Source organism: Pseudomonas sp. SAR267, from assembly GCF_052077595.1.
Taxonomy (GTDB): domain Bacteria; phylum Pseudomonadota; class Gammaproteobacteria; order Pseudomonadales; family Pseudomonadaceae; genus Aquipseudomonas; species Aquipseudomonas vlassakiae.
In genome coordinates this window covers 3740304-3761951 of sequence record NZ_JBQIHU010000001.1, presented here as the reverse complement: position 1 = coordinate 3761951, position 21648 = coordinate 3740304, and the positions used below count along the sequence as shown (strand labels likewise).

Sequence of the window (21648 nt, the reverse complement as noted above, 5' to 3'; positions counted from 1 at the left end):
CCTGTGGGAGCGGGTTTACCCGCGAAGAGGCCAGTACAGCCAATACATAAATCAGCGCTCATCATCCTTCCACGGCGCCTGCAGATACCGGGTGCGGTTGAACGTCTCCAGCCATTCCGGGCAGAACACCACCAGCGCACTGATCACCATGCCGTTGATGAACGCCTCCGGGAACATCATCAACCACAGGTAGCCGATAAAATCGCTGAGCCACTCCGGCATCGCAAAGCGACCATCCAGCCATAACACCGCCAACGCCACCGGCACGCAAATCAGCACGGTCAGCGCAGCGGGAAAGAACCCCGAACAGAAGATATAAACGAACAGGTTTCGCGGCTGCGCCCGCTCGACCAGGATGGCGCACACTTCGGTGATCAGCACCGGCAAGCCCACCAGCAGCAAACCGTTGACCCCAAGCGCCGCAAAGTCTTGCCGCCCCAGCGCCAGCAACCCCAACTGGGCGAGGAAACCGCCCAGAACGGCCAGTGGCCAGTCCAGCAGCAAGGTCACCGCCGTCATGCCGATGAAGTGGTAAGACACACCCGTGTCGAAATCGCGCCGGACCAGCCACAGCGCGAACAGGCAGAACACCGTGCCAAACAAAAGGTGCTGACGGCGCCGGTCGGTCACCAGTTCCACCCAGCGTGTACGGCTGGCAGCCCAGATCAGCAAGGGCACGTAACCGAGCCAAGCCACGGCAAGGCTGGTTGTGGATAAAACCTGCGCGCTGATCACCTGGAACATATCCCTTTCGGCCATGTGGACAAGCTGAGTCTACACCCTGCCCCGTTTCCTACGCACAAACAGCATCTTACCGTCATCGATTAACGGCTAAGCTTGTTCCCATGGATGACTCAGATTACCTGCGCCTGCTTACCATCCAGGCCGAACAAGCCAATGCCTTTCTCTCCAACGCCCGCAAGTGGGAGCGGGAGCGGTGGGTGTGCCAGCGCCTGCTGCAAGGGCTGAACATCCCCTACCGCAGCGAGGACTTCACCCCGGCCGGCCAGGAGCCACCGGATGTGCTGTTCCGCGATGCGGCATTCGAGGTGTTCTTCGTGCTCGACGAAGGCCGCCGCCTCAACGACGAGTGGCGAGAGGAGCTGCAACGCCGGCGCAGTGCCTTTTCCCTGGCCCAGCTGGTGCGCCGCGAAGCCCGCCCCCGGCGCATCGCCGCCGCCGAGCTGCTCGGGCGCCTGGCGCCGACCCTGCGCAAGAAAGCGCACAACTACCGTGAGCGCGGGCTGGACTTGAGCGAGCTGGACATCATTGCCTTTGCCAGCCTCAAGCGCGAAGTGCTCGACCTCAATACCCATTTCCCACCGCCCACCGAATACTTGCGCCAGGGCTGGCGCTCGCTGTCGCTGGTCGGGCCGACATTCGCCCGCGTGCTGTTCGCCCACCCCGACGCGCCGGACTTTCTGCGTGGCAACCTGGGGCGCAGCATCGTCTTCGACGTGGGCATCAGTCTTTGATCCACTGCCGAGAGTCTTTGCGATGGCGTAAACTCGGCGCCAGGGATAGAAAGCATTATCATTTGTTTGACGCGCTTGCATGAACGCTGTGGCGTTCGTGCAGTCACAAACGTCTATCTACGAGGCCCACCATGACCAGCCGCCTGAACCCGGAAGATCAGCGTCGTGTCGATGAGTATCTGCAAGCCCCCCAGCATCAAGTCGAGCGCCGGCCTTTCCGGCCCTGGCTGCTCCTTGTGCTGGTATTGGCCGTGACCATCGGGTTGGGTCTTGTCAGCCGCCTGCTGAGTGGACTGGTGCTATGAGCTGCCTTGCGCTCGCCCTCCCCTCACGCAGTCTGCGGCCGGCCCTTGTGGCCACGAATTCCGTAAACCTTATGAGATATTTCCATGACTCATCGCATCGTGATTGTCGGCGGCGGCGCCGGCGGCCTGGAACTGGCGACCCGCCTGGGTAAAAGCCTGGGCAAGCGCAAACAGGCCGAGATCACCCTGGTCGACGCCAACCTTACGCACATCTGGAAACCCCTGCTGCACGAAGTGGCCGCCGGCTCGCTGAACTCCTCGGAAGATGAACTGAACTACGTGGCCCAGGCCAAGTGGAACCACTTCAACTTCCAGCTGGGCCGGATGAGTGGCCTGGACCGGGAAGGCAAGCAGATTCAACTCGCCGCCACCCTCGATGACGAGGGCCGCGAGTTGCTGCCTGCGCGAATCCTGGGCTACGACACCTTGGTCATCGCCGTGGGTTCGAATACCAATGACTTCGGCACCCTGGGCGCGGCGCAGCACTGCCTGTTCCTCGACACCCGCAAGCAGGCCGAGCGCTTCCATCAGCAGCTGCTGAACCACTACCTGCGTGCCCATGCCGGTGACGTGGCCAGCGAGCAGATCAGTGTGGCCATCGTCGGCGCTGGTGCCACCGGTGTGGAACTGGCCGCAGAGCTGCACCACGCGGCCCACGAACTGGCGGCCTATGGTCTGGACCGCATTCAGCCCAAGGACATGCACATCACCCTGATTGAGGCCGGCCCGCGCGTGCTGCCTGCACTGCCGGAGCGTATCAGCGTGCCGGTGCACAAGACCCTGGAGAAACTCGGGGTGAAAGTGATGACTAACGCGGCGGTCAGTGAAGTGACCGAGGATGGCCTGAAGACCAAAGACGGTGAAGTGATCCAGGCCAGCCTCAAGGTGTGGGCAGCAGGTATCCGTGCGCCGGGTTTCCTCAAGGACATCGATGGCCTGGAAACCAACCGCATCAACCAGCTGGTAGTGCGCCCGACCCTGCAGACCACCCGCGATGACAACATCTTCGCCTTCGGTGACTGTGCCGCGTGCCCGCAACCGGGCAGCGACCGCAACGTGCCACCACGGGCCCAGGCCGCGCATCAGCAGGCTTCGATGCTGGCGCAGAGCCTGAAGGCGCGGCTGGAGAACAAGGCGCTGCCAACCTACGCGTACAAGGACTACGGTTCGCTGGTGTCACTGTCGCGCTTCTCGGCGGTGGGCAACCTGATGGGTAACCTGATGGGCAGCGTGAAGCTGGAGGGCTGGCTGGCGCGGATGTTCTACGTGTCGCTGTACCGTATGCACCAGATGGCGTTGTACGGATTCTTCCGCACGGCGTTGATGATGCTGGGCAGCAAGATTGGCCGTGGCACGGAGCCGCGATTGAAGCTGCACTGAGATTGCTGGGGGCGCTTTGCGCCCCTTTCGCGACACAAGGCCGCTCCTACAGAAAACCGCGTTCCCTTGTAGGAGCGGCCTTGTGTCGCGAAAGGCCTGCGAAGCAGGCCCAAGGATCTGGCAGGATAAATTCGAGGCAAAGAAAAAGGGCATCTCGTTCGAGATGCCCTTTTTGCATGGTGGGTCGTGTAGGATTCGAACCTACGACCAATTGGTTAAAAGCCAACTGCTCTACCAACTGAGCTAACGACCCAAAAATGGTCGGGGTGAGGGGATTCGAACTCCTGACATCCTGCTCCCAAAGCAGGCGCGCTACCGGACTGCGCTACACCCCGAGGTCTTACTTAAAAAAAAGGGCACCTCAATCGAGATGCCCCTTTTTACATGGTGGGTCGTGTAGGATTCGAACCTACGACCAATTGGTTAAAAGCCAACTGCTCTACCAACTGAGCTAACGACCCGGAAAATGGTCGGGGTGAGGGGATTCGAACTCCTGACATCCTGCTCCCAAAGCAGGCGCGCTACCGGACTGCGCTACACCCCGAGATTGGCTCCGCGACCTGGACTCGAACCAGGGACCCAATGATTAACAGTCATTTGCTCTACCGACTGAGCTATCGCGGAACTGAACTTCGGTACATCTTTACAGCTTCGAAGTCTGTGTTAGCTTCGAACCCTTTAGCTACTTCGCTTTCGCGTTGTCGCTGCTGAGGTCGGCTATTCTACATTCTTCGTTTTGCTTGTCAACCACTTTTTTTCATTCAACTTACTGATTTGTAAGTTATTTTGCGGTCACCGATGTTGCTGGTGATTCGCTTAGTGCCTGACAACGCGGCGTATATTAGGGGCACTCGATTTTTGATGCAAGCAGAAATTTCAAAAATTTCAGCAGGTTACCCTGAGAACTGGAAAACCCCCGGATTTGCTGGGCCTGAGTCGGCCTCTTCGCGGGCAAGCCCGCGAAGAGGCCGGCACAGGTAAATGGGCAAAAAAAGCCCCGCCGAAGCGGGGCTTGTGCAAGACAGCAATCAGGCAAAGACGATTTCGTCGCCTTCCACCTTCGCGGTAATCGCCGTACCCGGGAGGAACTTGCCAGCCAGGATCAACTGCGCCAACGGGTTTTCGATCCAGCGCTGGATTGCCCGCTTCAGCGGCCGTGCGCCATACACAGGGTCGTAACCCACGGCGATCAGCTTGTCCAGGGCCTCCGGGCTCAGGCTCAGCGACAGCTCGCGTTCGAGCAGTCGGCTGCGCAGGCGGCCAAGCTGGATCTCGGTGATACCGGCGATCTGCTCGCGGCCCAGTGGCTCGAACACCACCACTTCGTCGATCCGGTTGATGAACTCCGGACGGAAGTGCGAACCCACCGCGTCCATCACCGCCGCACGCTGCGCCTCACGGTCCCCCACCAGCTCCTGAATCTGTGCCGAGCCCAGGTTGGAGGTCATCACGATCACCGTGTTGCGGAAGTCCACCGTGCGGCCATGGCTGTCAGTCAGGCGGCCGTCTTCCAGCACTTGCAGCAACACGTTGAACACATCCGGGTGCGCCTTTTCCACCTCATCCAGCAGCACCACCGAATACGGCTTGCGGCGCACGGCCTCAGTCAGGTAACCGCCCTCTTCATAACCGACATAGCCTGGCGGAGCGCCGATCAGGCGAGCCACGGAGTGTTTCTCCATGAACTCGGACATGTCGATGCGCACCATGGCCTCTTCGGTGTCGAACAGGAACTCGGCCAGCGCCTTGCACAGTTCGGTCTTGCCCACACCGGTCGGGCCGAGGAACATGAACGACCCACTGGGTCGGTTCGGGTCGGACAGCCCGGCACGGGAACGGCGCACGGCGTTGGCAACCGCGGTCACCGCCTCGCCCTGGCCGATCACCCGCTGGTGCAGCAGCTCTTCCATCTTCAGCAGCTTCTCGCGCTCGCCTTCGAGCATCTTCGCCACCGGGATGCCGGTCCACTTGGACACCACTTCGGCAATTTCTTCCTCGGTGACCTTGTTGCGCAGCAACTGGTTCTCGGTCTTGCCGTGCTGGTCGACCATCTGCAGGCTGCGCTCCAGGTCGGGGATCACCCCGTATTGCAGCTCGGCCATGCGGCTCAGGTCGCCTTTACGACGGGCGGTTTCCAGTTCCTGACGGGCCTGCTCGATCTTTTGCTGGATCTGCGCCGAGCCCTGAACCTCGGCTTTCTCCGACGCCCAGATCTCCTCCAGGTCGGAATACTCCCGCTCCAGCCGCTCGATTTCCTCGGTCAGCTTCTCAAGGCGCTTCTTGGCCGCCTCGTCTTCTTCCTTCTTCAGCGCCTGGGACTCCACCTTCAGCTGGATCAGGCGACGGTCGAGGCGGTCGAGCACTTCCGGCTTGGAGTCGATTTCCATACGGATGCGGCTGGCCGCTTCGTCGATCAGGTCGATTGCCTTGTCTGGCAGCTGGCGGTCGGTGATGTAGCGGTGGCTGAGCTTGGCCGCAGCGATGATCGCGCCATCGGTGATGGCCACCTTGTGGTGCACTTCATAACGCTCTTTCAGGCCACGCAGGATGGCGATGGTATCTTCCTCGCTCGGCTCTTCCACCAGCACCTTCTGGAAACGCCGCTCCAGCGCCGCGTCCTTCTCGATGAACTGGCGATATTCGTTGAGCGTGGTGGCGCCAACGCAGTGCAGTTCGCCACGGGCCAGGGCCGGCTTGAGCATGTTGCCAGCGTCCATGGCGCCCTCGCCTTTACCGGCGCCGACCATGGTGTGCAGTTCGTCGATGAACAGGATGATCTGGCCTTCCTGCTTGGACAGCTCGTTGAGCAGGCCTTTGAGGCGCTCTTCGAACTCACCACGGTATTTGGCACCGGCGATCAGCGCGCCCATGTCCAGCGCCAGCAGGCGTTTGCCTTTCAGGCCATCGGGCACTTCACCATTGATGATGCGCTGGGCCAGGCCTTCGGCGATGGCGGTCTTGCCCACGCCAGGCTCACCGATCAGCACCGGGTTGTTCTTGGTTCGCCGCTGCAGCACCTGCACGGTGCGGCGGATTTCATCGTCACGGCCAATCACCGGGTCAAGCTTGCCTTCTTCGGCGCGCTTGGTCAGGTCGACGGTGTACTTGTCCAGGGCCTGGCGTGACTCCTCGGCGTTGGCGTCATTCACCGCCGCACCGCCGCGAAGGTTGTTGATGGCGTTTTCCAGAGCCTTCTTGCTCACGCCTTGGCTGAGCAGCAGCTTGCCGAGCTTGCTGTTCTCGTCCATGGCGGCGAGCAGTACCAGTTCGCTGGAAATGAACTGGTCGCCCTTCTGCTGGGCCAGGCGATCAGCCTGGTTGAGCAGGCGCGCCAGGTCCTGCGACATGTTCACATCGCCGGTAGGATTCTGGATTTTCGGCAACTGGTCGAGTTCTTTCACCAATGCCTGGCGCAGGTGGTTGATGTCGAAGCCGACCTGCATCAGCAGCGGCTTGATCGAGCCCCCCTGCTGCTCGAGCAGCGCCTGCAACAGGTGCACGGGCTCGATGGCAGGGTGGTCCATGCCAACGGCCAGGGACTGGGCATCGGATATTGCAAGCTGGAGCTTGCTGGTCAAACGGTCTATTCGCATGGGGTACCTTCCTTTAAAGGGCAGGTCGGAGCGATGGACAGCGCCTGTTTATGAAGAAACCTGCCTGAGATGCCTTAATAGATAAGGGTGATTCTGGAGGATTCAAGCTTAGCGGGGTTGACCGGCGTCAAACTGATGGATTAGCGCTGGGGCATTCGCGGGCACGCCCACCCACCAGTAAAGCACCGCTTTCAAGGCCGGTGAGTTCCCTGTGGGAACGGGCTTGCCCGCAAAGAGGCCAGTACAGGCTAGCGCGGAGCCAGCCAGACCAGCGAGGCGAAGCGCCCGCCCTGCGGGGTACGTCGGTAGGAGAAGAAGCGCCCATCACTGACCGTGCAGTAGCCACCGCCATAAACAGCCGTCACCCCACGCGCCGCCAGGCGAATGCGCGCCAGCTCATAGATGTCGGCCAGCAACTTGCCCGGCCGTTCGCCATCGACGAAGGCTCTGGCCGCTTCTGGATGCACGGCGGTAAATGCATCACGCACCTCCAGCCCCACTTCGAAAGCCTTGGGGCCGATGGCCGGCCCAAGCCACACCAGCACCTCTTCAGGTGCCACGGCCAGGCGATCGAGGGTCGCCTCAAGCACGCCGCCCGCCAACCCGCGCCAGCCAGCATGGGCTGCCGCCACGCGAGTACCGGCGCGATCACAGAACAGCGCCGGCAGGCAATCGGCCGTCATCACGGTGCAGGCGATACCTGGCTGGTCAGTCCAGCTGGCATCGGCTTCGGCCACCACGGCCGGGTCGGCATCCGCCACCCCTTGGCCATGCACCTGCTTGAGCCACGCTGGCTGGATAGCGAAGGTGTCACTCAGGCGACGACGGTTCTCGGCAACCGCGACCGGGTCATCGCCCACGTGATCGCCGAGATTGAAGGATTCGTAGGGCGGCAGGCTGATACCGCCCTCGCGGGTAGTGACGCAGGCACGAACCGAGGCCGGGGCTGGCCAGTCGGGAATCAACAGCGACTGCGTCAGGCTGCTCATCCGATAAAGCTCTCGCGGTCCTGGTTGAGCAGCGACAGCAACCAGACGAAGTCGTCCGGCAGCGGCGACTCCCACTTCATGATTTCACCGGTGATCGGGTGGGCCAGCGCGAGGAAACGCGCATGCAGGGCCTGACGCGGGAAGGTCTTCACCGCCTCGACCATGGTTGGGCTGGCAGCTGGCGGAATGCGGAAGCGCCCGCCGTAGGTCTGGTCACCGACCAGCGGAAAACCGACATGGGCCATGTGCACGCGAATCTGGTGGGTACGGCCGGTTTCCAGCTTCACGCGCACGTGGGTGTGCGAGCGGAAGCGCTTGAGCACACGATAGTGGCTGACCGCCGGCTTGCCGCCGTCGGTTACCGCCATGCGCTGGCGCATGCCGCCGTGGCGACCGATGGGCGCATCGATCTTGCCGCCAGCGGTCACTACACCAATCACGATGCACTCGTAGATGCGGCTGACTTTACGCGCTTGCATCTGTTCGACCAGCTTGGTCTGCGCCTGCAAAGTCTTGGCTACCACCATCAGACCCGTGGTGTCTTTATCCAGGCGGTGAACGATACCGGCGCGCGGCACGTTGACGATGTCCGGCACATGGTGCAGCAGCGCGTTGAGCAAGGTACCACTGGCATGCCCGGCAGCCGGGTGCACGACCAGCCCGGCAGGCTTGTTGATCACCATGATATGGTCGTCTTCGTAGACGATATCGAGTTCGATATCTTCTGCGATCCACTCACCCTGGGCCTCTTGCTCGGCCTCCAGGATAAGTTGCGAACCACCGTGGACCGGGTCCCGAGGGCGCACGACGGCGCCATCGACCGTCAGGCGGCCTTCTTTGATCCACGAAGTAAGCCGCGAACGCGAATACTCGGCGAACAATTGGGCGGCGACCTGGTCGAGGCGTTGGCCGCCCAGTTCGGACGGGACCTCTGCGCTAAGTTGAATGATCTCGGACATGCTCGATTCGGCGGGCGCACAGCCTTTGGTTTCGGCTGCGAGCTTGTGGTTAAATACGGCTTCTTTTGTCCCGGGGTTGGCCGGGGCGCTCATCATAACAGGACGGCACCGCCCAAGACAGCGGCCGTCAAAGGGACGCAAGCCGCCATGCAAGTGAAACACCTGCTGCTGATCGCCATCCTCGGGCTCACCGCGGCCTGTTCCTCCAATAAGGAAGTCATTGACGAGAACCTCAGTGAGGCCGAGCTCTATCAACAGGCTCAGGCTGACCTGGACAACTCCAGCTATACCAGCGCCGTGAACAAGCTCAAGGCGTTGGAGTCGCGCTATCCGTTCGGCCGCTACGCCGACCAGGCGCAGCTCGAGCTGATCTACGCCAACTACAAGAACTCCGAGCCTGAGGCTGCCAAATCGGCCGCCGAGCGCTTCATCCGCCTGCACCCGCAGCACCCGAACGTCGACTACGCCTACTACCTCAAGGGCCTGACCTCGTTCGACCAGGACCGTGGCCTGCTGGCGCGCTTCCTGCCTCTGGACATGACCAAGCGTGACCCGGGTGCCGCCCGCGACTCGTACAACGAGTTCGCCCAGCTGACCAGCCGCTTCCCCAACAGCCGCTACTCGCCGGACGCCAAGCAGCGCATGATCTACCTGCGCAACCTGCTGGCTTCCTACGAAATCCACGTGGCCGACTACTACCTGGGCCGCCAGGCTTACGTGGCCGCCGCCAACCGTGGCCGCTACGTGGTCGAGAACTTCCAGGAAACGCCATCGGTCGGCGACGGCCTGGCGATCATGGTCGAGTCGTACCAGAAGATGCACCTGGACGACCTGGCTGCCACCAGCCTGGAAACCCTCAAGCTCAACTACCCCGACCATCCGAGCCTGGTCGATGGCCAGTTCCAGCCCAAGCAGACCGAGTCTGACGGCCGCGGCTGGCTGTCCAAGGCCACCCTGGGCCTGATCGAGACCGACACCCCGCTGCCGCCGGGTGAAACCCGCGCCAACCAGGACGTGGTCAAGCAGTTCCAGGACGCGCGCGACGAGATGCCGCAAGAACTGCTGCCAAAGGACGAGAACGGCGACCCGATCGTGCCAGCAGGTCCGAAGGAAGCTGAAAAAGACCGCTCGTGGTTCAGCTACATGACCTTTGGTCTGTTCGACTGATCCACGTGACATGAGAAAGGGAGGCTCGAGGCCTCCCTTTTTTTATGCCCGCGTCCTAGACTGTCGGCTTCTCCAACCAACAAGCTGGACACCATGGTTCGCCTACTCTTCTGGATCGCCCTGATCGCCGCCGCGTTCTGGCTGTGGCGCAAGTTCAAAGTCAGTCAGCAGTCGCACTCCGAGCCCAAGCTCGACGCGCCGCTGAAGATGGTGCGCTGCGCCCACTGCGGCGTGCACCTGCCCAACGACCGGGCGCTGCAGCAGGGGAATGACTGGTATTGCAGCCAGGCGCACTTGCAGCAGGGGCCTGGTCAATCGCGGTGATCTGTTAGTTTGGTGAAATAGGGGCTGCTTTGCAGCCCTATCGCGACACAAGGCCGCTCCTACCAGAGACCGCAATCCCTGTAGGAGCGGCCTTGTGTCGCGAAAGGCCCGCAAAGCGGGCCCGGCAATCTCAGCCCAAACGCCCCTCTAGCGCATACGGCGCCGGATCGATGATCGGCTCGGCCCCGGTCAACAGGTCGGTGAACAACTGACACGAAGCCGGCGCCAGCACCAACCCGTTGCGGTAATGCCCGCAGTTCAGCCACAGACCGTCATGCCCCGGCACCGGCCCGATGTAGGGAATGCCTTCCGGCGACCCCGGCCGCAGTCCAGCCCAATGCCCCACCACCGTGGCATCCTTGAGCGCTGGCAGCAACTCGATAGCCGAAGCCTTCAGGCTTGCCAGCGCGTCCTCGGTCGGTGTCTTGTCGTATCCGGCATGTTCCAGCGTACTGCCCACCAGGATGTGCCCATCACGACGCGGGATCGCATAGCGCCCTTTGGCCAGCACCATGCTCGGCAGGAAGTCTTCGGCGCACTTGAACAGGATCATCTGGCCCTTCACCGGCTCGACCGGCAGCTTGAGCCCCAACGTGCCCAAAAGGTCACCGCTCCAGGCGCCTGCGCTAAGCACCACTTCATCTGCCCTGAGCACACCGTCAGCGGTCTGTACGCCAGTCACGCGTCCGTTCTCATGAACGAAGCCGCTGACCTGACAGTGCTCGCGCAGGGTCACGTTAGGCAGTGCCAGTAATGCCGCCTTGAGCGACTTCACCAAACGAGGATTGCGCACGTTGGCCACACCGGCCATGAAGATGGCGTGCTTGAAGCCCGGGCCAAGCACCGGCACCGCATCATAGGCAGCGGAAATATCCACAGCACTAAGTGGCCGCCGTTCGCGCTCGGCCCATGCCAGCGCCTCGGCTTCGTCGTCCAGGTCGAGCCAGTACAGCCCGGTGGTGTGCACCTCGGGGTCGAGACCGGTGCTGGCGAACAGGCGTTCGCCCAACTGTGGATAGAAATCCTGCGACCAATGCGCCAGGGCGGTCACCGCCGGGCTGTAGCGCCAGGGGTACAACGGCGAGACGATACCGCCGCCGGCCCAGGACGACTCGCGGCCCACCTCGCCCTGATCACACAACACCACCTGGCCTACCTTCGCCGCCAGGTTGAACGCGGTCAGCAGGCCGATCACCCCGCCGCCGACCACCACTACTTGCTTGCTCATCTGTAGATCCAACACCTGAAGTAATTCCGCGATGCCTGGGCACCATTCAACCTTCAGCTTCCCCAGCAGCGTTCACCGCTAACCGCTGCACCCGGATTGCTCTGCACGCCGGCCTGGTCGAGCTGGAAGTCGCCACAGCGATCATCGGCCATCGGGCCATCGGGCAGCCGGCGGGCGGTCAGCGTGAAGGTGTCGCTGTCGCGCTGGGCCTGCAGGCGGTAATGACGGTTGCCAGCGGGCAATTGCGGGTCACCCTCGGCGTACTGCCCGGTGCGCACGCGGTGGCCCTCCAGGCGCAAGGCGGCGACATGCAGCAGGCCAACCACTTCGCTGCGTGCGGCTCGCCTGAGCTGGTCGCTGTAACTGGGGTAGGCAATGGCTGCCAGAATGCCGGTCACGGCCAGGACAATCAACAACTCGATCAGGCTCATACCTTGCTGCATGTCAGTCTTGCCTCAGTCTCTGCCGCCAGAGGATCCGCTGCGGGGCCTGTGGTTGAGCGATCGGTATGGCGTAGACGGCTTCCAGCACCTGACGGGCTGCCAATTGCTGGCTGACGGCTGTTACTCGGTACAAGGTGACCCGTTCGCCGTTTGGCATGTGGGCGGCGCGGGTTGTTGTCCCCAGGTTCTGCAACTGGAAATAGCCGTCTTTGCCACGCTGCCACTGACCGTGCAGGTCATGGGGACGGGGTGGTGGCGGGCAGGCCTTGCATGACACTGGTTGCGCCTGCTGCAGTTGTTCAACACCGGCCTGCAACATGGCTTGCGCCTGCGCGAATGCCAGCAGGCCGTCGCGCATGGCACCGGTCAGGCGCGTTTCGACCAGCGCATCGCGCAGGGCTGAAGCCGCGAGCAAGCCCAGAAGAAGGCTGAGCACCAGCGCCAGCAGCAACACCATGCCACGTTGGCGGTTCATGGCATGGGCACCGGGTTGCGCAGTGCCACGCTCAGTTCATGGCGCTGTTCGAGCATCAAGGTCGGCTCATACAACGTCAGTTGCATGTCTATACGTTGCCCTTCCGAAGACTCGACTCGCTCTATCCGCCACTCACGCACATGATCGACCATGGGCTGTGGATTTCTGTTGTGACGTTTTAGCTTCAAGGTGCTGCCATCCAGCAGGTAGCGATGGTGACTGACCGGGATCGCCATGAGCTTCAATGGGTTCTCGGGGCGCTTGCTGTGTACGCTCACCTTCTCGATACAGTCGGTGAGTATCGTCCAGTCCGGCAAGCCGGCATGCCCTGAGGGTTCCGCGACGACCAAGCCAAGGCTGGCTGGGCCGACTTCCACGGGTTGGTTGAAGAGTTGCCGCGCAGCCGGGTCCTGAAAATCGGCCGGTTCTAGCCGCAAGCAGCCGAACATTCCGGCCATGCGGATATCCTGAGCCATGCGCAGCAACGCCAGGCGGGCATCATCCTGCAAGCGCAGCGCTGCCCCCTGCAGGCGCCAGCTCTGGTGGGCGGAAACCAACAGCTGACCGGCCGCCACGACCACCATCAGCCCGATTGCCAGGGCCAGCGTCACTTCGAGCAAACCGAAACCGCTTTGCCGGCACCTCATCGGGGGCTTCGCTCTTGTTCGCTGTACTGCGCCAGCACCGCCTGCGCATCACGGCGAGCACTGTCCGTAGCCTGCAATGCTTTCAGTTGCAAACCTGCCGCGGCGAACATGCCAACGGCCACCACAAGCACCGCGAGCAACACCTCGATCAGCGTCATTCCCCACTGTTTGTTGTGCATCCCTTCACCTCCTGCGACTTCTCCTGCAATTGCCTTGAACTTGCTCGACTGGACCTCATGTCCAACGACCGTGAAGCTATAGCCAAGCACTTCCAGGGAGGAATGCACGGTGAGGCAACGTGGTGTAACACTGATTCAAACAATGTTTGCACTGGCCATGGCCGCCTTGCTGACGCAACTCGGCATGCCGGCCTACGCCAGGCTGAGCAATGACCTACACAGAGCTGCGGCAGCGCGAGACCTGGCCCAGGCGCTGCGCAGCGCGCGCAGCCACGCCTTGCTGCAAAGCCAGCCTGTGATTGTGCGATCGTTGGAAAATGATTGGGGCAAAGGCTGGATTGTGCAGTTGGAGCACAATCAACAAACGCTACGCGAACACCGGCTGCCACGTTCGATGCGGATCATCGAAAACACCAAGGGACAGGTGAAATTCAGTGCGCTGGGAATGCCAGTGGGGCAATTGGGCGCCACGCTGGAAGTGTGTGAGAGTTCCCCGGCGAGCAACAAGTACCAGGTAGTGATATCCAGCGAAGGCAGAGTCGACCTGCGCACAGTCGAGGTAGCAAACCCCTTGTGCGCAGGCCGCTGACTCAGATCAGCGAGCGAACACGCAGCTCCTTGGGCATGGAGAACGTGATGTTCTCCGGCCGCCCATCCAGCTCTTCGGCGCCGGTAGCGCCCCAGGCCTTGAGCTGTTCGATCACGCCCTGCACCAACACTTCGGGGGCCGAAGCACCGGCAGTGATGCCCACCCGTTGCGCCTTTTCAAACCAGGCACGCTGCATGTCCTCAGCGCCATCAATCAGGTATGCCGGGGTGCCCATACGCTCGGCCAGCTCGCGCAGGCGGTTGGAGTTGGAGCTGTTGGGGCTGCCAACCACCAGCAGCACATCACTTTCGCTGGCCAGCTGCTTGACGGCATCCTGGCGGTTTTGCGTGGCGTAGCAGATGTCGTCCTTGCGCGGGCCGCCGATGTTCGGGAAGCGTGCTCGCAGGGCATCGATGACGCGGCTGGTGTCGTCCATCGACAGCGTGGTCTGGGTAACGAAGGCCAGGTGGTCCGGGTCTCTCACCTGCAGCTGGGCAACATCGTCTTCGTCTTCGACGAGGTAGATGGCGCCGCCGTTGCTGGCATCGTATTGCCCCATGGTGCCTTCGACTTCCGGGTGCCCCTCGTGGCCGATGAGAATGCACTCACGACCATCGCGGCTGTACTTGGCCACTTCGATGTGCACCTTGGTGACCAGCGGGCAGGTCGCGTCGAACACCTTCAGGCCACGGCCGGCGGCTTCCTGGCGGACGGCCTGGGACACGCCGTGGGCGCTGAAGATGACGATGACGTCGTCCGGCACCTGGTCCAGCTCTTCAACGAAGATGGCCCCACGATTGCGCAGGTCTTCTACCACGAACTTGTTATGCACCACTTCGTGACGCACATAGATCGGCGGGCCGAAGACTTCCAGCGCACGGTTGACGATTTCGATCGCCCGGTCGACCCCCGCGCAGAAGCCGCGCGGGTTGGCGAGTTTGATTTGCATGCTCGGCTCCAGGCTTACAGGGCCTTGACCTCGAGGATCTCCACCTCGAAGGTCAAGGTCTTGCCGGCCAGTGGGTGATTGAAGTCGATGGTCACCTGATTGTCATCGAACGCTTTGACCACACCCGGCAGCTCGGTGTTGGCGGCATCGTTGAAGATGATCAGCAGCCCTTCGGACAACTCCATGCCCTCGAACTGGGACCGCTGCATGACTTGCACGTTCTGCGGGTTGGGCTGGCCGAAGGCGTTCTCCGGGGCCACCACCACCGTGCGCTTGTCGCCGGCCTTGAAGCCGAACAGGGCGCTCTCGAAGCCCGGCAGCAGGTTGCCGTCGCCGACCTTGAAGGTGGCCGGCGCCTTATCGAACGTGCTGTCGACGGTGTCGCCGTTTTCCAGGTGCAGCGCGAAGTGCAGGGTGACTTCGGTGTTCTGGCCGATACGGGTGTCAGTCATGGACCGGATCCTCGGACTTCTTGCTCTTGAACATATCCAGCGCCAGCATCACCGCACCAACGGTGATGGCGCTATCGGCCAGGTTGAAGGCCGGGAAGTAATGGCGGTTCTGCCAGTGCACCAGGATGAAGTCGACCACATGGCCGAGCACGATGCGGTCGTACAGGTTGCCGATCGCACCGCCCAGCACCAATGCCAGCGCCACCGCCAGCCAGGTCTCGCCGCGCCCCAGGCGCTTGAGCCATACCACCAGCACCGCACTGACCACCACGGCGATCAGGGCGAACAGCCAGCGCTGCCAGCCAGCGCCATCGGCGAGGAAGCTGAAGGCGGCACCGGTGTTGTAGGCCAGGGTCCAGCTGAAGTAGTCCGGGATGACGACGATCTGCTGGTACATGGTCAGGGCGTTGTTGAAGTACAGCTTTGTGGCCTGGTCGAGGACCAGGACCAGCAAGCTGAGCCACAGCCATGCAAGGCGCCCGAAGCGCCCTGCTGCAGGGTTAGGCATAGTGGCGCACCTCACCCGAGCCGGTCAGGTTGTCGACGCAACGGCCACAGATTTCCGGGTGTTCCGGGTGGCTGCCGACGTCGGCGCGGAAGTGCCAGCAACGGCCGCACTTGACGTGACCGGACTTGACCACCTGCAGCTTGAGGCCTTCGACTTCGGTGGCCACGGCTTCGGCCGGCGCCTGGGCGAACGGCACTACGCTGGCGGCGGAAGTGATCAGCACGAAGCGCAGTTCGTCGCCCAGCTTGCTCAGGTCGACGCTCAGGCCTTCCTCGGCGAACAGGGTGACTTCGGCCTGCAGGTTGCCGCCGATGACCTTGGCGGTACGCTGGTTTTCCAGCTCCTTGTTGACCGCGGCCTTGACAGCCATCACACGGTCCCAGTAAGCGCGGTCCAGCTCGGTGCCTTCCGGCAGCTCGCTCAGGCCCTGGTACCAGCCATTGAGCATCACCGACTCGTTGCGCTCGCCCGGCAGGTACTGCCAGATTTCATCGGCGGTGAACGCCAGGATCGGCGCGATCCAGCGCACCAGTGCCTCGCTGATGTGGAACAGCGCGGTCTGGCAGGAACGGCGGGCGACACTGTTGGCGCCGGTGGTGTATTGGCGGTCCTTGATGATGTCGAGGTAGAAGCCGCCCAGCTCCTGTACGCAGAAGTTGTGGATCTTCGAATAGACGTTCCAGAAGCGGTATTCGCCGTAGTGCTCTTCCAGCTCGCGCTGCAGCAGCAGGGTGCGGTCCACCGCCCAGCGGTCCAGGGCGATCATTTCTTCCGGCTTCAGCAGGTCACGGGCCGGGTCGAAGCCAGACAGGTTGGAGAGCAAGAAGCGCGCGGTGTTGCGGATACGGCGGTAGGCATCGGCGCTGCGCTGCAGGATCTGCTCGGAAACCGCCATCTCGCCCGAGTAGTCGGTCGCCGAAACCCACAGGCGCAGGATGTCAGCACCCAGGGTGTTGTTGACCTTCTCCGGTTCGATGGTGTTGCCCAGCGACTTGGACATCTTGCGGCCGCTTTCGTCCACGGTGAAACCGTGGGTCAGCAGCTCGCGATACGGCGCGTGGCCGTCGATGGCGCAACCGGTCAGCAACGACGAGTGGAACCAGCCGCGATGCTGGTCGGAACCTTCCAGGTACAGATCGGCGCGCGGGCCGGTGGCGTGGCCGATGTCATGGGAACCACGCAGCACGTGCCAGTGGGTGGTACCGGAGTCGAACCAGACGTCCAGGGTATCGGAGATCTTGTCGTACTGGCCGGCTTCGTCACCCAGCAGTTCGGCGGCATCGAGCTTGAACCAGGCTTCGATGCCCTCTTGCTCGACGCGCTTGGCTACCGCTTCCATCAGCTCGACGGTGCGTGGGTGCAGCTCGCCGGTCTGCTTGTGCAGGAAGAACGGGATCGGTACGCCCCAGTTGCGCTGACGCGAAATGCACCAGTCCGGGCGGTTGGCGATCATCGAGTGCAGGCGCGCCTGGCCCCAGGCCGGGACGAACCTGGTGTCTTCGATGGCTTTCAGTGCACGCTCGCGCAGTGGCTCGCCAGTGGTCGGCTGCTTGTCCATGCCGACGAACCACTGCGCAGTGGCGCGGTAGATCAGCGGAGTCTTGTGGCGCCAGCAGTGCATGTAGCTGTGGCTGATGGTTTCGGTGTGCATCAGCGCACCGACTTCGCTCAGCTTGTCGACGATAGCCGGGTTGGCCTTCCAGATGAACTGGCCGCCAAAGAACGGCAGCGATTCGACGTACACGCCATTGCTCTGCACCGGAGTGAAGATGTCGTCGTTGACCATGCCGTAGCGCTTGCAAGTGACGAAGTCGTCTTCACCGTAGGCTGGCGAGGAGTGAACCACGCCGGTGCCGGCACCCAGCTCGACGTAGTCAGCCAGGTAGACTGGCGACAGGCGGTCATAGAACGGGTGGCGGAAGTTGATCAGTTCCAGTGCCGAGCCCTGCGCGGTGGCGATCACCGAGCCTTCCAGGTTGTAGCGCTTGAGGCACGACTCGACCAGCTCTTCGGCCAGCACCAGCAGGCGCTCGCCGGTGTCGACCAGGGCGTACTTGAACTCCGGGTGGATGTTCAGCGCCTGGTTGGCCGGGATGGTCCAGGGGGTGGTGGTCCAGATCACGATGGCGGCTGGCTTGGCCAGCGACGCCAGGCCGAAGGCGGCAGCCAGCTTGGCCTCGTCGGCGACCGGGAAGGCCACGTCGATGGTCTGGGACTTCTTGTCGGCGTATTCGACTTCGGCTTCAGCCAGGGCCGAACCGCAGTCGAAGCACCAGTTCACAGGCTTGAGGCCCTTGAACACGAAGCCTTGCTTGACCATTTCAGCCAGGGCGCGGATTTCACCGGCCTCGTTGACGAAGTTCATGGTCTTGTACGGGTTGTCCCAGTCACCCAGCACGCCCAGGCGGATGAACTCGGCCTTTTGCCCTTCGATCTGCTCGGCGGCGTACTCGCGGCACAGCTCGCGGGTACGGTCGGCAGTCAGGTGCTTGCCGTGGGTGACCTCGACCTTGTGTTCGATCGGCAGGCCATGGCAGTCCCAACCCGGCACATACGGCGCATCGAAGCCGGACAGGGTCTTGGAGCGGACAATCATGTCCTTGAGGATCTTGTTCAGCGCATGACCGATGTGAATCTTGCCGTTGGCATAGGGCGGGCCGTCGTGCAGGACGAACTTTGGACGATCCTTGCCAATTTCGCGCAGCTTCTGGTACAGGCCAATGCTGTCCCAGCGCTGCAGGATCTGCGGTTCGCGCTGAGGCAGGCCGGCCTTCATGGGGAAGGCGGTGTCCGGAAGGTTTAGCGTGGCTTTGTAGTCGGTCATTTCAGGCTCTTCGTTAGCGGTTGAGCGTGCCAATGTGCACGTGCGGCGGCGATATCCGCATCGATCGCCGACTTCAGCGCCTCCAGGGAGGCGAATCGCTGCTCTTCGCGCAGCTTGTGGTGGAATTCCACCGTCAGGCGCCGGCCATAGAGATCGCCGGCATAATCCAGTAGATGAATCTCGAGGTGCGGGCGGCCGTCACCAGCCACCGTGGGGCGCACGCCAATGTTGCCTACACCTGGCCAGGCCTTGCCGTCGATTTCGATACTGGCCAGGTAGACCCCGGACAGCGGCACGCGGCGGCGTTTGAGCTGGATGTTGGCGGTTGGCGTGCCCAGCTGGCGAGCCAGCTTCTGGCCATGCAGCACACGGCCGCTGATACGGTATGGTCGGCCCAGCAGGTGCTCGGCCAGCTCGAAGTTGCCCGCAGAAAGCGCCTTGCGCACTTCGGTGCTGCTGACCCGGAGGCCGTCCTGAATCACTGTGTTGGCCGCTTCGACGGTAAACCCGTACTGCTTGCCGGCAGCGACCAGGAAGGCGAAATCACCGGCACGATCACAGCCGAAACGGAAGTCGTCGCCTACTTCGAGGTGGCGCACACCCAGGCCGTCGACCAGGATTGCCTTGACGAACGCATCGGCGCTGAGCTGGCTCAGACGCTGGTTGAACGCCAGGCACAGCACCCGGTCGATGCCTTCGTCGGCCAGCAGCTCGACCTTGTCGCGCAGGCGCGCCAGGCGGGCGGGTGCGGTGTCCGGGGCAAAGTACTCGCGCGGCTGCGGCTCGAAGATCACCACGCAAGTCGGCAGGCCCAGCGCCTGGCCGCGCTCGCGCAGGCGCGCCAGGATCGCCTGGTGGCCGCGGTGAACCCCGTCGAAGTTGCCAATGGTGGCGACACAGCCCCGGTGCTCGGGGCGCAGGTTGTGAAGACCTCGAACCAGCTGCATAACGCGCTTCTTGCTCATAAAGTGGCCGATTATAACCACACCCGGGCGCTGGTGACAGGCAGCAGCGCCAAGGGGTGGCGTTGAATGTGAAAAACCGACGTCTGACCCGCCATCTACCTCAATGCAGGGCCTTGCGGGCAAAATGCCGAGGCCGGAAACCACACAGGTACAGGCAACCGAAATAGGTCAGCACACCCGCCGCGATCAGCGCGCCCAGGCGCAGGAACCGCTCGAGCATGTTGCCCTGTTCCCAGGCCGGCAGGTAATGCATGCCCAGCAGCAACACCGCTGCCATGAGGGTGACTGCCAGCACCAGCTTGAACAGGAACAGCGCCCAGCCCGGTTGCGGCTGGAACAACTGCTGGCTGCGCAGCTTCCAGAACAGCAGGCCCGCATTCAGGCAGGCGCCCAGGCTGATCGCCAGGGCCAGGCCGGCGTGCTGCAGCGGGCCGATGAGTGCCAGGTTGAACAGCTGGGTGCAGACCAGGGTGAAGATGGCGATCTTCACCGGCGTACGAATATTCTGCTGCGCATAGAAGCCCGGTGCCAGTACCTTGACCAGAATGATCGCCAACAGGCCGACCGAATAGGCGATCAGCGCGCGCTGGGTCATGGCCGCGTCGGTGGCGGTGAACTTGCCATACTGGAACAGCGCCACGGTCAGCGGTTCGGCCAGGATCGCCAGGGCCAGGGTGCACGGCAGCACCAGAAGAAAGCACAGGCGCAGGCCCCAGTCCATGATCCGCGAATACTCCTCGCGGTCCTTGTTGGCGTAGGTCTTGGCCAGGGTCGGCAGCAGGATGGTGCCCAAGGCCACGCCCAGCACGCCCGAAGGCAGTTCCATGAGGCGGTCGGCGTAATACATCCATGACACCGAGCCGGCCACCAGGAAGGAAGCGAAGATCGTGTTGATGATCAGCGAGATCTGGCTCACCGAGACCCCGAGGATCGCCGGCAGCATCTGCTTGAGCACGCGCCACACGCCAGCATCGCGCAGGTTGAGGCGCGGCAGCACGAGCATGCCGATCTTCTTCAGCGCCGGCAGCTGGTACAGCAACTGTGCCAGGCCTCCGGCCAGCACGCCCCAGGCCAGGGCCATGATCGGCGGGTTGAAGTAAGGCGTGAGCAACACGGCAAAGATGATCATCGCCACGTTCAGCAAGGTCGGGGTGAACGCCGGAACGGAAAAGCGGTTCCAGGTGTTGAGGATCGCACCGGCCAGCGACGACAGCGAGATCAGCAATATATAAGGGAACGTCACCCGCAACAGGTCCGTGGTCAGCGCGTACTTCTCGGGGCTGTCGACGAAACCCGGGGCCGTAGCCCAGACCACCCAGGGTGCAGCGAGGATGCCGACCGCCGTGACCAGCGCCAGCACCAGGGTCAGCAGGCCGCTGACGTAGGCGATGAAGGTCCGCGTCGCCTCCTCGCCCTGTTGGGTCTTGTATTCGGCCAGAATCGGCACGAACGCCTGGGAGAATGCCCCTTCGGCAAAAATCCGCCTTAGCAGGTTAGGCAGCTTGAAGGCGATGAAGAAGGCGTCGGTGGCGATACCGGCACCGAAGACACGGGCCAGGATGGTGTCGCGCACGAAGCCCAGCACCCGCGAAATCATGGTGATGGAGCTGACTGCAGCGAGGGATTTGAGCAGATTCATCGAAAAGATTCACGCCAGGGACAGAGGGCGCTGCCAGACAGCGTCCGAATGTGCGATACTCCCGCGCCTTCGCAGGGGAGCCAAAAATTCCCGAGTTTACAGGTAGCACGGCAGAAAGGAACATTTCCCGCCTGTTGCTGCACCACTCGGCGGAACCCTGCAGGTGGCCTTGACATCCGGTCGACTCATCGGCATGATTCGCGGCCTATTTTGTTTGCTATTTACCTAAAGTCTTTCGAGGAGCTCGACGGTGGCCAACACACCTTCCGCCAAGAAACGTGCAAAACAGGCTGAGAAGCGTCGCAGCCACAACGCTAGCCTGCGTTCCATGGTCCGCACCTACATCAAGAATGTAGTTAAAGCCATCGACGCAAAAGACGCCGAAAAAGCGCAAGCCGCTTACGTTCTGGCTGTGCCTGTAATCGACCGTATGGCCGATAAAGGCATCATCCACAAGAACAAAGCTGCTCGCCACAAAGGCCGTCTGAATGGCCACATCAAGGCACTGAAAGAAGCTGCAGCTGCCTAAGCGACGTTCTAGTCGAAAAAACCGGCCCC

The 21648-nt window shown here is 62.4% G+C and carries 22 protein-coding genes and 5 tRNA genes; 7 read left to right on the top strand and 20 right to left on the bottom strand.

What is annotated here, in order from left to right; all coding sequences use genetic code 11:
• Nucleotides 1–51: 51 nt before the first annotated feature.
• Entirely contained in the window at nucleotides 52–759 is a 708-nt protein-coding gene (locus ACTORR_RS17650; RefSeq protein ID WP_313365515.1) for an energy-coupling factor ABC transporter permease, read from the bottom strand.
• 86 nt (nucleotides 760–845) lie between these two features.
• Between ACTORR_RS17650 and ACTORR_RS17645 the strand changes: the two genes are divergently transcribed.
• The 3 genes from ACTORR_RS17645 (at nucleotide 846) to ACTORR_RS17635 (ending at nucleotide 3160) form a co-directional block, all read left to right on the top strand.
• A complete protein-coding gene (locus ACTORR_RS17645) occupies nucleotides 846–1475 on the top strand; it encodes a DUF1780 domain-containing protein (protein WP_027918232.1) in 630 nt (209 codons plus the stop codon).
• A 131-nt stretch (nucleotides 1476–1606) separates the two neighbouring features.
• Nucleotides 1607–1780 carry a DUF3094 domain-containing protein gene (locus ACTORR_RS17640; RefSeq protein ID WP_054886115.1) on the top strand — a complete coding sequence of 58 codons (174 nt, stop codon included), beginning with the start codon at nucleotides 1607–1609 and terminating at the stop codon, nucleotides 1778–1780.
• 84 nt (nucleotides 1781–1864) lie between these two features.
• A complete protein-coding gene (locus ACTORR_RS17635; protein ID WP_054886114.1) occupies nucleotides 1865–3160 on the top strand; it encodes an NAD(P)/FAD-dependent oxidoreductase in 1296 nt (431 codons plus the stop codon).
• Between the two features lie 177 nt (nucleotides 3161–3337).
• Here ACTORR_RS17635 and ACTORR_RS17630 read toward each other — a convergent pair.
• The 8 genes from ACTORR_RS17630 to rluD form a co-directional block, all read right to left on the bottom strand.
• A tRNA-Lys gene (locus ACTORR_RS17630) sits at nucleotides 3338–3413 on the bottom strand.
• A gap of 5 nt (nucleotides 3414–3418) precedes the next feature.
• Nucleotides 3419–3495: transfer RNA gene (locus ACTORR_RS17625), tRNA-Pro, on the bottom strand.
• A gap of 50 nt (nucleotides 3496–3545) precedes the next feature.
• A tRNA-Lys gene (locus ACTORR_RS17620) sits at nucleotides 3546–3621 on the bottom strand.
• 6 nt (nucleotides 3622–3627) lie between these two features.
• A tRNA-Pro gene (locus ACTORR_RS17615) sits at nucleotides 3628–3704 on the bottom strand.
• Between the two features lie 4 nt (nucleotides 3705–3708).
• Nucleotides 3709–3784: transfer RNA gene (locus ACTORR_RS17610), tRNA-Asn, on the bottom strand.
• 404 nt (nucleotides 3785–4188) lie between these two features.
• Complete coding sequence (gene clpB / locus ACTORR_RS17605) at nucleotides 4189–6753, bottom strand: ATP-dependent chaperone ClpB (protein WP_099815069.1); 2565 nt, start codon at nucleotides 6751–6753, stop codon at nucleotides 4189–4191.
• A 248-nt stretch (nucleotides 6754–7001) separates the two neighbouring features.
• On the bottom strand, nucleotides 7002–7742 hold the full coding sequence (gene pgeF / locus ACTORR_RS17600; RefSeq protein WP_313365396.1) for a peptidoglycan editing factor PgeF: 741 nt from the start codon (nucleotides 7740–7742) through the stop codon (nucleotides 7002–7004).
• The gene (gene rluD, locus ACTORR_RS17595) at nucleotides 7739–8701 is read right to left on the bottom strand and encodes a 23S rRNA pseudouridine(1911/1915/1917) synthase RluD (protein WP_027918228.1); all 963 of its coding nucleotides are present in this window, start codon (nucleotides 8699–8701) and stop codon (nucleotides 7739–7741) included. The genes pgeF and rluD overlap by 4 nt, the downstream gene beginning before the upstream one ends.
• Before the next feature lie 147 nt (nucleotides 8702–8848).
• On the opposite strand from rluD, the gene ACTORR_RS17590 reads away from it, so the two are divergent.
• Together ACTORR_RS17590 and ACTORR_RS17585 are read left to right on the top strand one after the other, a co-directional pair.
• The gene (locus ACTORR_RS17590; protein ID WP_054886111.1) at nucleotides 8849–9868 is read left to right on the top strand and encodes an outer membrane protein assembly factor BamD; all 1020 of its coding nucleotides are present in this window, start codon (nucleotides 8849–8851) and stop codon (nucleotides 9866–9868) included.
• Nucleotides 9869–9961: 93 nt separating this feature from the next.
• Complete coding sequence (locus tag ACTORR_RS17585) at nucleotides 9962–10192, top strand: PP0621 family protein (RefSeq protein ID WP_103445776.1); 231 nt, start codon at nucleotides 9962–9964, stop codon at nucleotides 10190–10192.
• A 130-nt stretch (nucleotides 10193–10322) separates the two neighbouring features.
• On the opposite strand, the gene thiO is transcribed toward ACTORR_RS17585, so the two are convergent.
• The 5 genes from thiO to ACTORR_RS17560 are packed head-to-tail and all read right to left on the bottom strand — an operon-like array spanning nucleotide 10323 to nucleotide 13164.
• Nucleotides 10323–11420: a glycine oxidase ThiO gene (gene thiO / locus ACTORR_RS17580; protein ID WP_313365395.1), complete on the bottom strand. Its 1098-nt coding sequence runs from the start codon at nucleotides 11418–11420 to the stop codon at nucleotides 10323–10325.
• Between the two features lie 53 nt (nucleotides 11421–11473).
• On the bottom strand, nucleotides 11474–11863 hold the full coding sequence (locus ACTORR_RS17575) for a type IV pilin protein (RefSeq protein WP_313365394.1): 390 nt from the start codon (nucleotides 11861–11863) through the stop codon (nucleotides 11474–11476).
• Between the two features lies 1 nt (nucleotide 11864).
• Nucleotides 11865–12338, bottom strand: a complete 474-nt coding sequence (locus tag ACTORR_RS17570) for a hypothetical protein (RefSeq protein ID WP_313365393.1) — start codon at nucleotides 12336–12338, stop codon at nucleotides 11865–11867.
• Nucleotides 12335–12985 carry a PilW family protein gene (locus ACTORR_RS17565; protein ID WP_313365392.1) on the bottom strand — a complete coding sequence of 217 codons (651 nt, stop codon included), beginning with the start codon at nucleotides 12983–12985 and terminating at the stop codon, nucleotides 12335–12337. The genes ACTORR_RS17570 and ACTORR_RS17565 overlap by 4 nt, the downstream gene beginning before the upstream one ends.
• Complete coding sequence (locus tag ACTORR_RS17560) at nucleotides 12982–13164, bottom strand: prepilin-type N-terminal cleavage/methylation domain-containing protein (RefSeq protein WP_054886105.1); 183 nt, start codon at nucleotides 13162–13164, stop codon at nucleotides 12982–12984. Before ACTORR_RS17560 ends, ACTORR_RS17565 begins: the two co-directional genes overlap by 4 nt.
• 109 nt (nucleotides 13165–13273) lie before the next feature.
• Between ACTORR_RS17560 and ACTORR_RS17555 the strand changes: the two genes are divergently transcribed.
• Nucleotides 13274–13753 (top strand): GspH/FimT family pseudopilin, encoded by a 480-nt coding sequence (locus ACTORR_RS17555; RefSeq protein ID WP_054886104.1) that lies wholly within the window; start codon nucleotides 13274–13276, stop codon nucleotides 13751–13753.
• 1 nt (nucleotide 13754) lies between these two features.
• Here the strand turns inward: ACTORR_RS17555 and ispH are convergent, their stop codons facing one another.
• From ispH to murJ, 6 genes are all read right to left on the bottom strand, one after another.
• Entirely contained in the window at nucleotides 13755–14702 is a 948-nt protein-coding gene (gene ispH / locus ACTORR_RS17550; protein WP_054886103.1) for a 4-hydroxy-3-methylbut-2-enyl diphosphate reductase, read from the bottom strand.
• Between the two features lie 14 nt (nucleotides 14703–14716).
• Nucleotides 14717–15154 (bottom strand): FKBP-type peptidyl-prolyl cis-trans isomerase, encoded by a 438-nt coding sequence (fkpB, locus tag ACTORR_RS17545; protein WP_054886102.1) that lies wholly within the window; start codon nucleotides 15152–15154, stop codon nucleotides 14717–14719.
• On the bottom strand, nucleotides 15147–15662 hold the full coding sequence (gene lspA, locus ACTORR_RS17540; RefSeq protein ID WP_054886101.1) for a signal peptidase II: 516 nt from the start codon (nucleotides 15660–15662) through the stop codon (nucleotides 15147–15149). The genes fkpB and lspA overlap by 8 nt, the downstream gene beginning before the upstream one ends.
• The gene (gene ileS, locus ACTORR_RS17535; RefSeq protein WP_441343742.1) at nucleotides 15655–18486 is read right to left on the bottom strand and encodes an isoleucine--tRNA ligase; all 2832 of its coding nucleotides are present in this window, start codon (nucleotides 18484–18486) and stop codon (nucleotides 15655–15657) included. The genes lspA and ileS overlap by 8 nt, the downstream gene beginning before the upstream one ends.
• Entirely contained in the window at nucleotides 18483–19433 is a 951-nt protein-coding gene (gene ribF, locus ACTORR_RS17530) for a bifunctional riboflavin kinase/FAD synthetase (protein WP_054886099.1), read from the bottom strand. The genes ileS and ribF overlap by 4 nt, the downstream gene beginning before the upstream one ends.
• Nucleotides 19434–19551: 118 nt before the next feature.
• Nucleotides 19552–21090: a murein biosynthesis integral membrane protein MurJ gene (gene murJ / locus ACTORR_RS17525; RefSeq protein WP_054886098.1), complete on the bottom strand. Its 1539-nt coding sequence runs from the start codon at nucleotides 21088–21090 to the stop codon at nucleotides 19552–19554.
• Nucleotides 21091–21340: 250 nt separating this feature from the next.
• Between murJ and rpsT the strand changes: the two genes are divergently transcribed.
• A complete protein-coding gene (gene rpsT, locus ACTORR_RS17520; protein WP_003247625.1) occupies nucleotides 21341–21619 on the top strand; it encodes a 30S ribosomal protein S20 in 279 nt (92 codons plus the stop codon).
• The last annotated feature ends 29 nt before the right edge of the window (nucleotides 21620–21648 follow it).

Coding starts and splice junctions, on each gene's coding strand:
- ileS (WP_441343742.1), bottom strand. CDS start 18,486: ATGACCGACTACAAAGCCACGCTAAACCTTCCGGACACCGCCTTCCCC.
- ACTORR_RS17585 (WP_103445776.1), top strand. CDS start 9,962: ATGGTTCGCCTACTCTTCTGGATCGCCCTGATCGCCGCCGCGTTCTGG.
- ACTORR_RS17635 (WP_054886114.1), top strand. CDS start 1,865: ATGACTCATCGCATCGTGATTGTCGGCGGCGGCGCCGGCGGCCTGGAA.
- rluD (WP_027918228.1), bottom strand. CDS start 8,701: ATGTCCGAGATCATTCAACTTAGCGCAGAGGTCCCGTCCGAACTGGGC.
- ACTORR_RS17590 (WP_054886111.1), top strand. CDS start 8,849: ATGCAAGTGAAACACCTGCTGCTGATCGCCATCCTCGGGCTCACCGCG.
- ACTORR_RS17560 (WP_054886105.1), bottom strand. CDS start 13,164: ATGCACAACAAACAGTGGGGAATGACGCTGATCGAGGTGTTGCTCGCG.
- ACTORR_RS17645 (WP_027918232.1), top strand. CDS start 846: ATGGATGACTCAGATTACCTGCGCCTGCTTACCATCCAGGCCGAACAA.
- ACTORR_RS17565 (WP_313365392.1), bottom strand. CDS start 12,985: ATGAGGTGCCGGCAAAGCGGTTTCGGTTTGCTCGAAGTGACGCTGGCC.
- ACTORR_RS17575 (WP_313365394.1), bottom strand. CDS start 11,863: ATGCAGCAAGGTATGAGCCTGATCGAGTTGTTGATTGTCCTGGCCGTG.
- lspA (WP_054886101.1), bottom strand. CDS start 15,662: ATGCCTAACCCTGCAGCAGGGCGCTTCGGGCGCCTTGCATGGCTGTGG.
- pgeF (WP_313365396.1), bottom strand. CDS start 7,742: ATGAGCAGCCTGACGCAGTCGCTGTTGATTCCCGACTGGCCAGCCCCG.
- ribF (WP_054886099.1), bottom strand. CDS start 19,433: ATGCAGCTGGTTCGAGGTCTTCACAACCTGCGCCCCGAGCACCGGGGC.
- ACTORR_RS17570 (WP_313365393.1), bottom strand. CDS start 12,338: ATGAACCGCCAACGTGGCATGGTGTTGCTGCTGGCGCTGGTGCTCAGC.
- fkpB (WP_054886102.1), bottom strand. CDS start 15,154: ATGACTGACACCCGTATCGGCCAGAACACCGAAGTCACCCTGCACTTC.
- ACTORR_RS17640 (WP_054886115.1), top strand. CDS start 1,607: ATGACCAGCCGCCTGAACCCGGAAGATCAGCGTCGTGTCGATGAGTAT.
- clpB (WP_099815069.1), bottom strand. CDS start 6,753: ATGCGAATAGACCGTTTGACCAGCAAGCTCCAGCTTGCAATATCCGAT.
- ispH (WP_054886103.1), bottom strand. CDS start 14,702: ATGCAAATCAAACTCGCCAACCCGCGCGGCTTCTGCGCGGGGGTCGAC.
- murJ (WP_054886098.1), bottom strand. CDS start 21,090: ATGAATCTGCTCAAATCCCTCGCTGCAGTCAGCTCCATCACCATGATT.
- thiO (WP_313365395.1), bottom strand. CDS start 11,420: ATGAGCAAGCAAGTAGTGGTGGTCGGCGGCGGGGTGATCGGCCTGCTG.
- ACTORR_RS17650 (WP_313365515.1), bottom strand. CDS start 759: ATGGCCGAAAGGGATATGTTCCAGGTGATCAGCGCGCAGGTTTTATCC.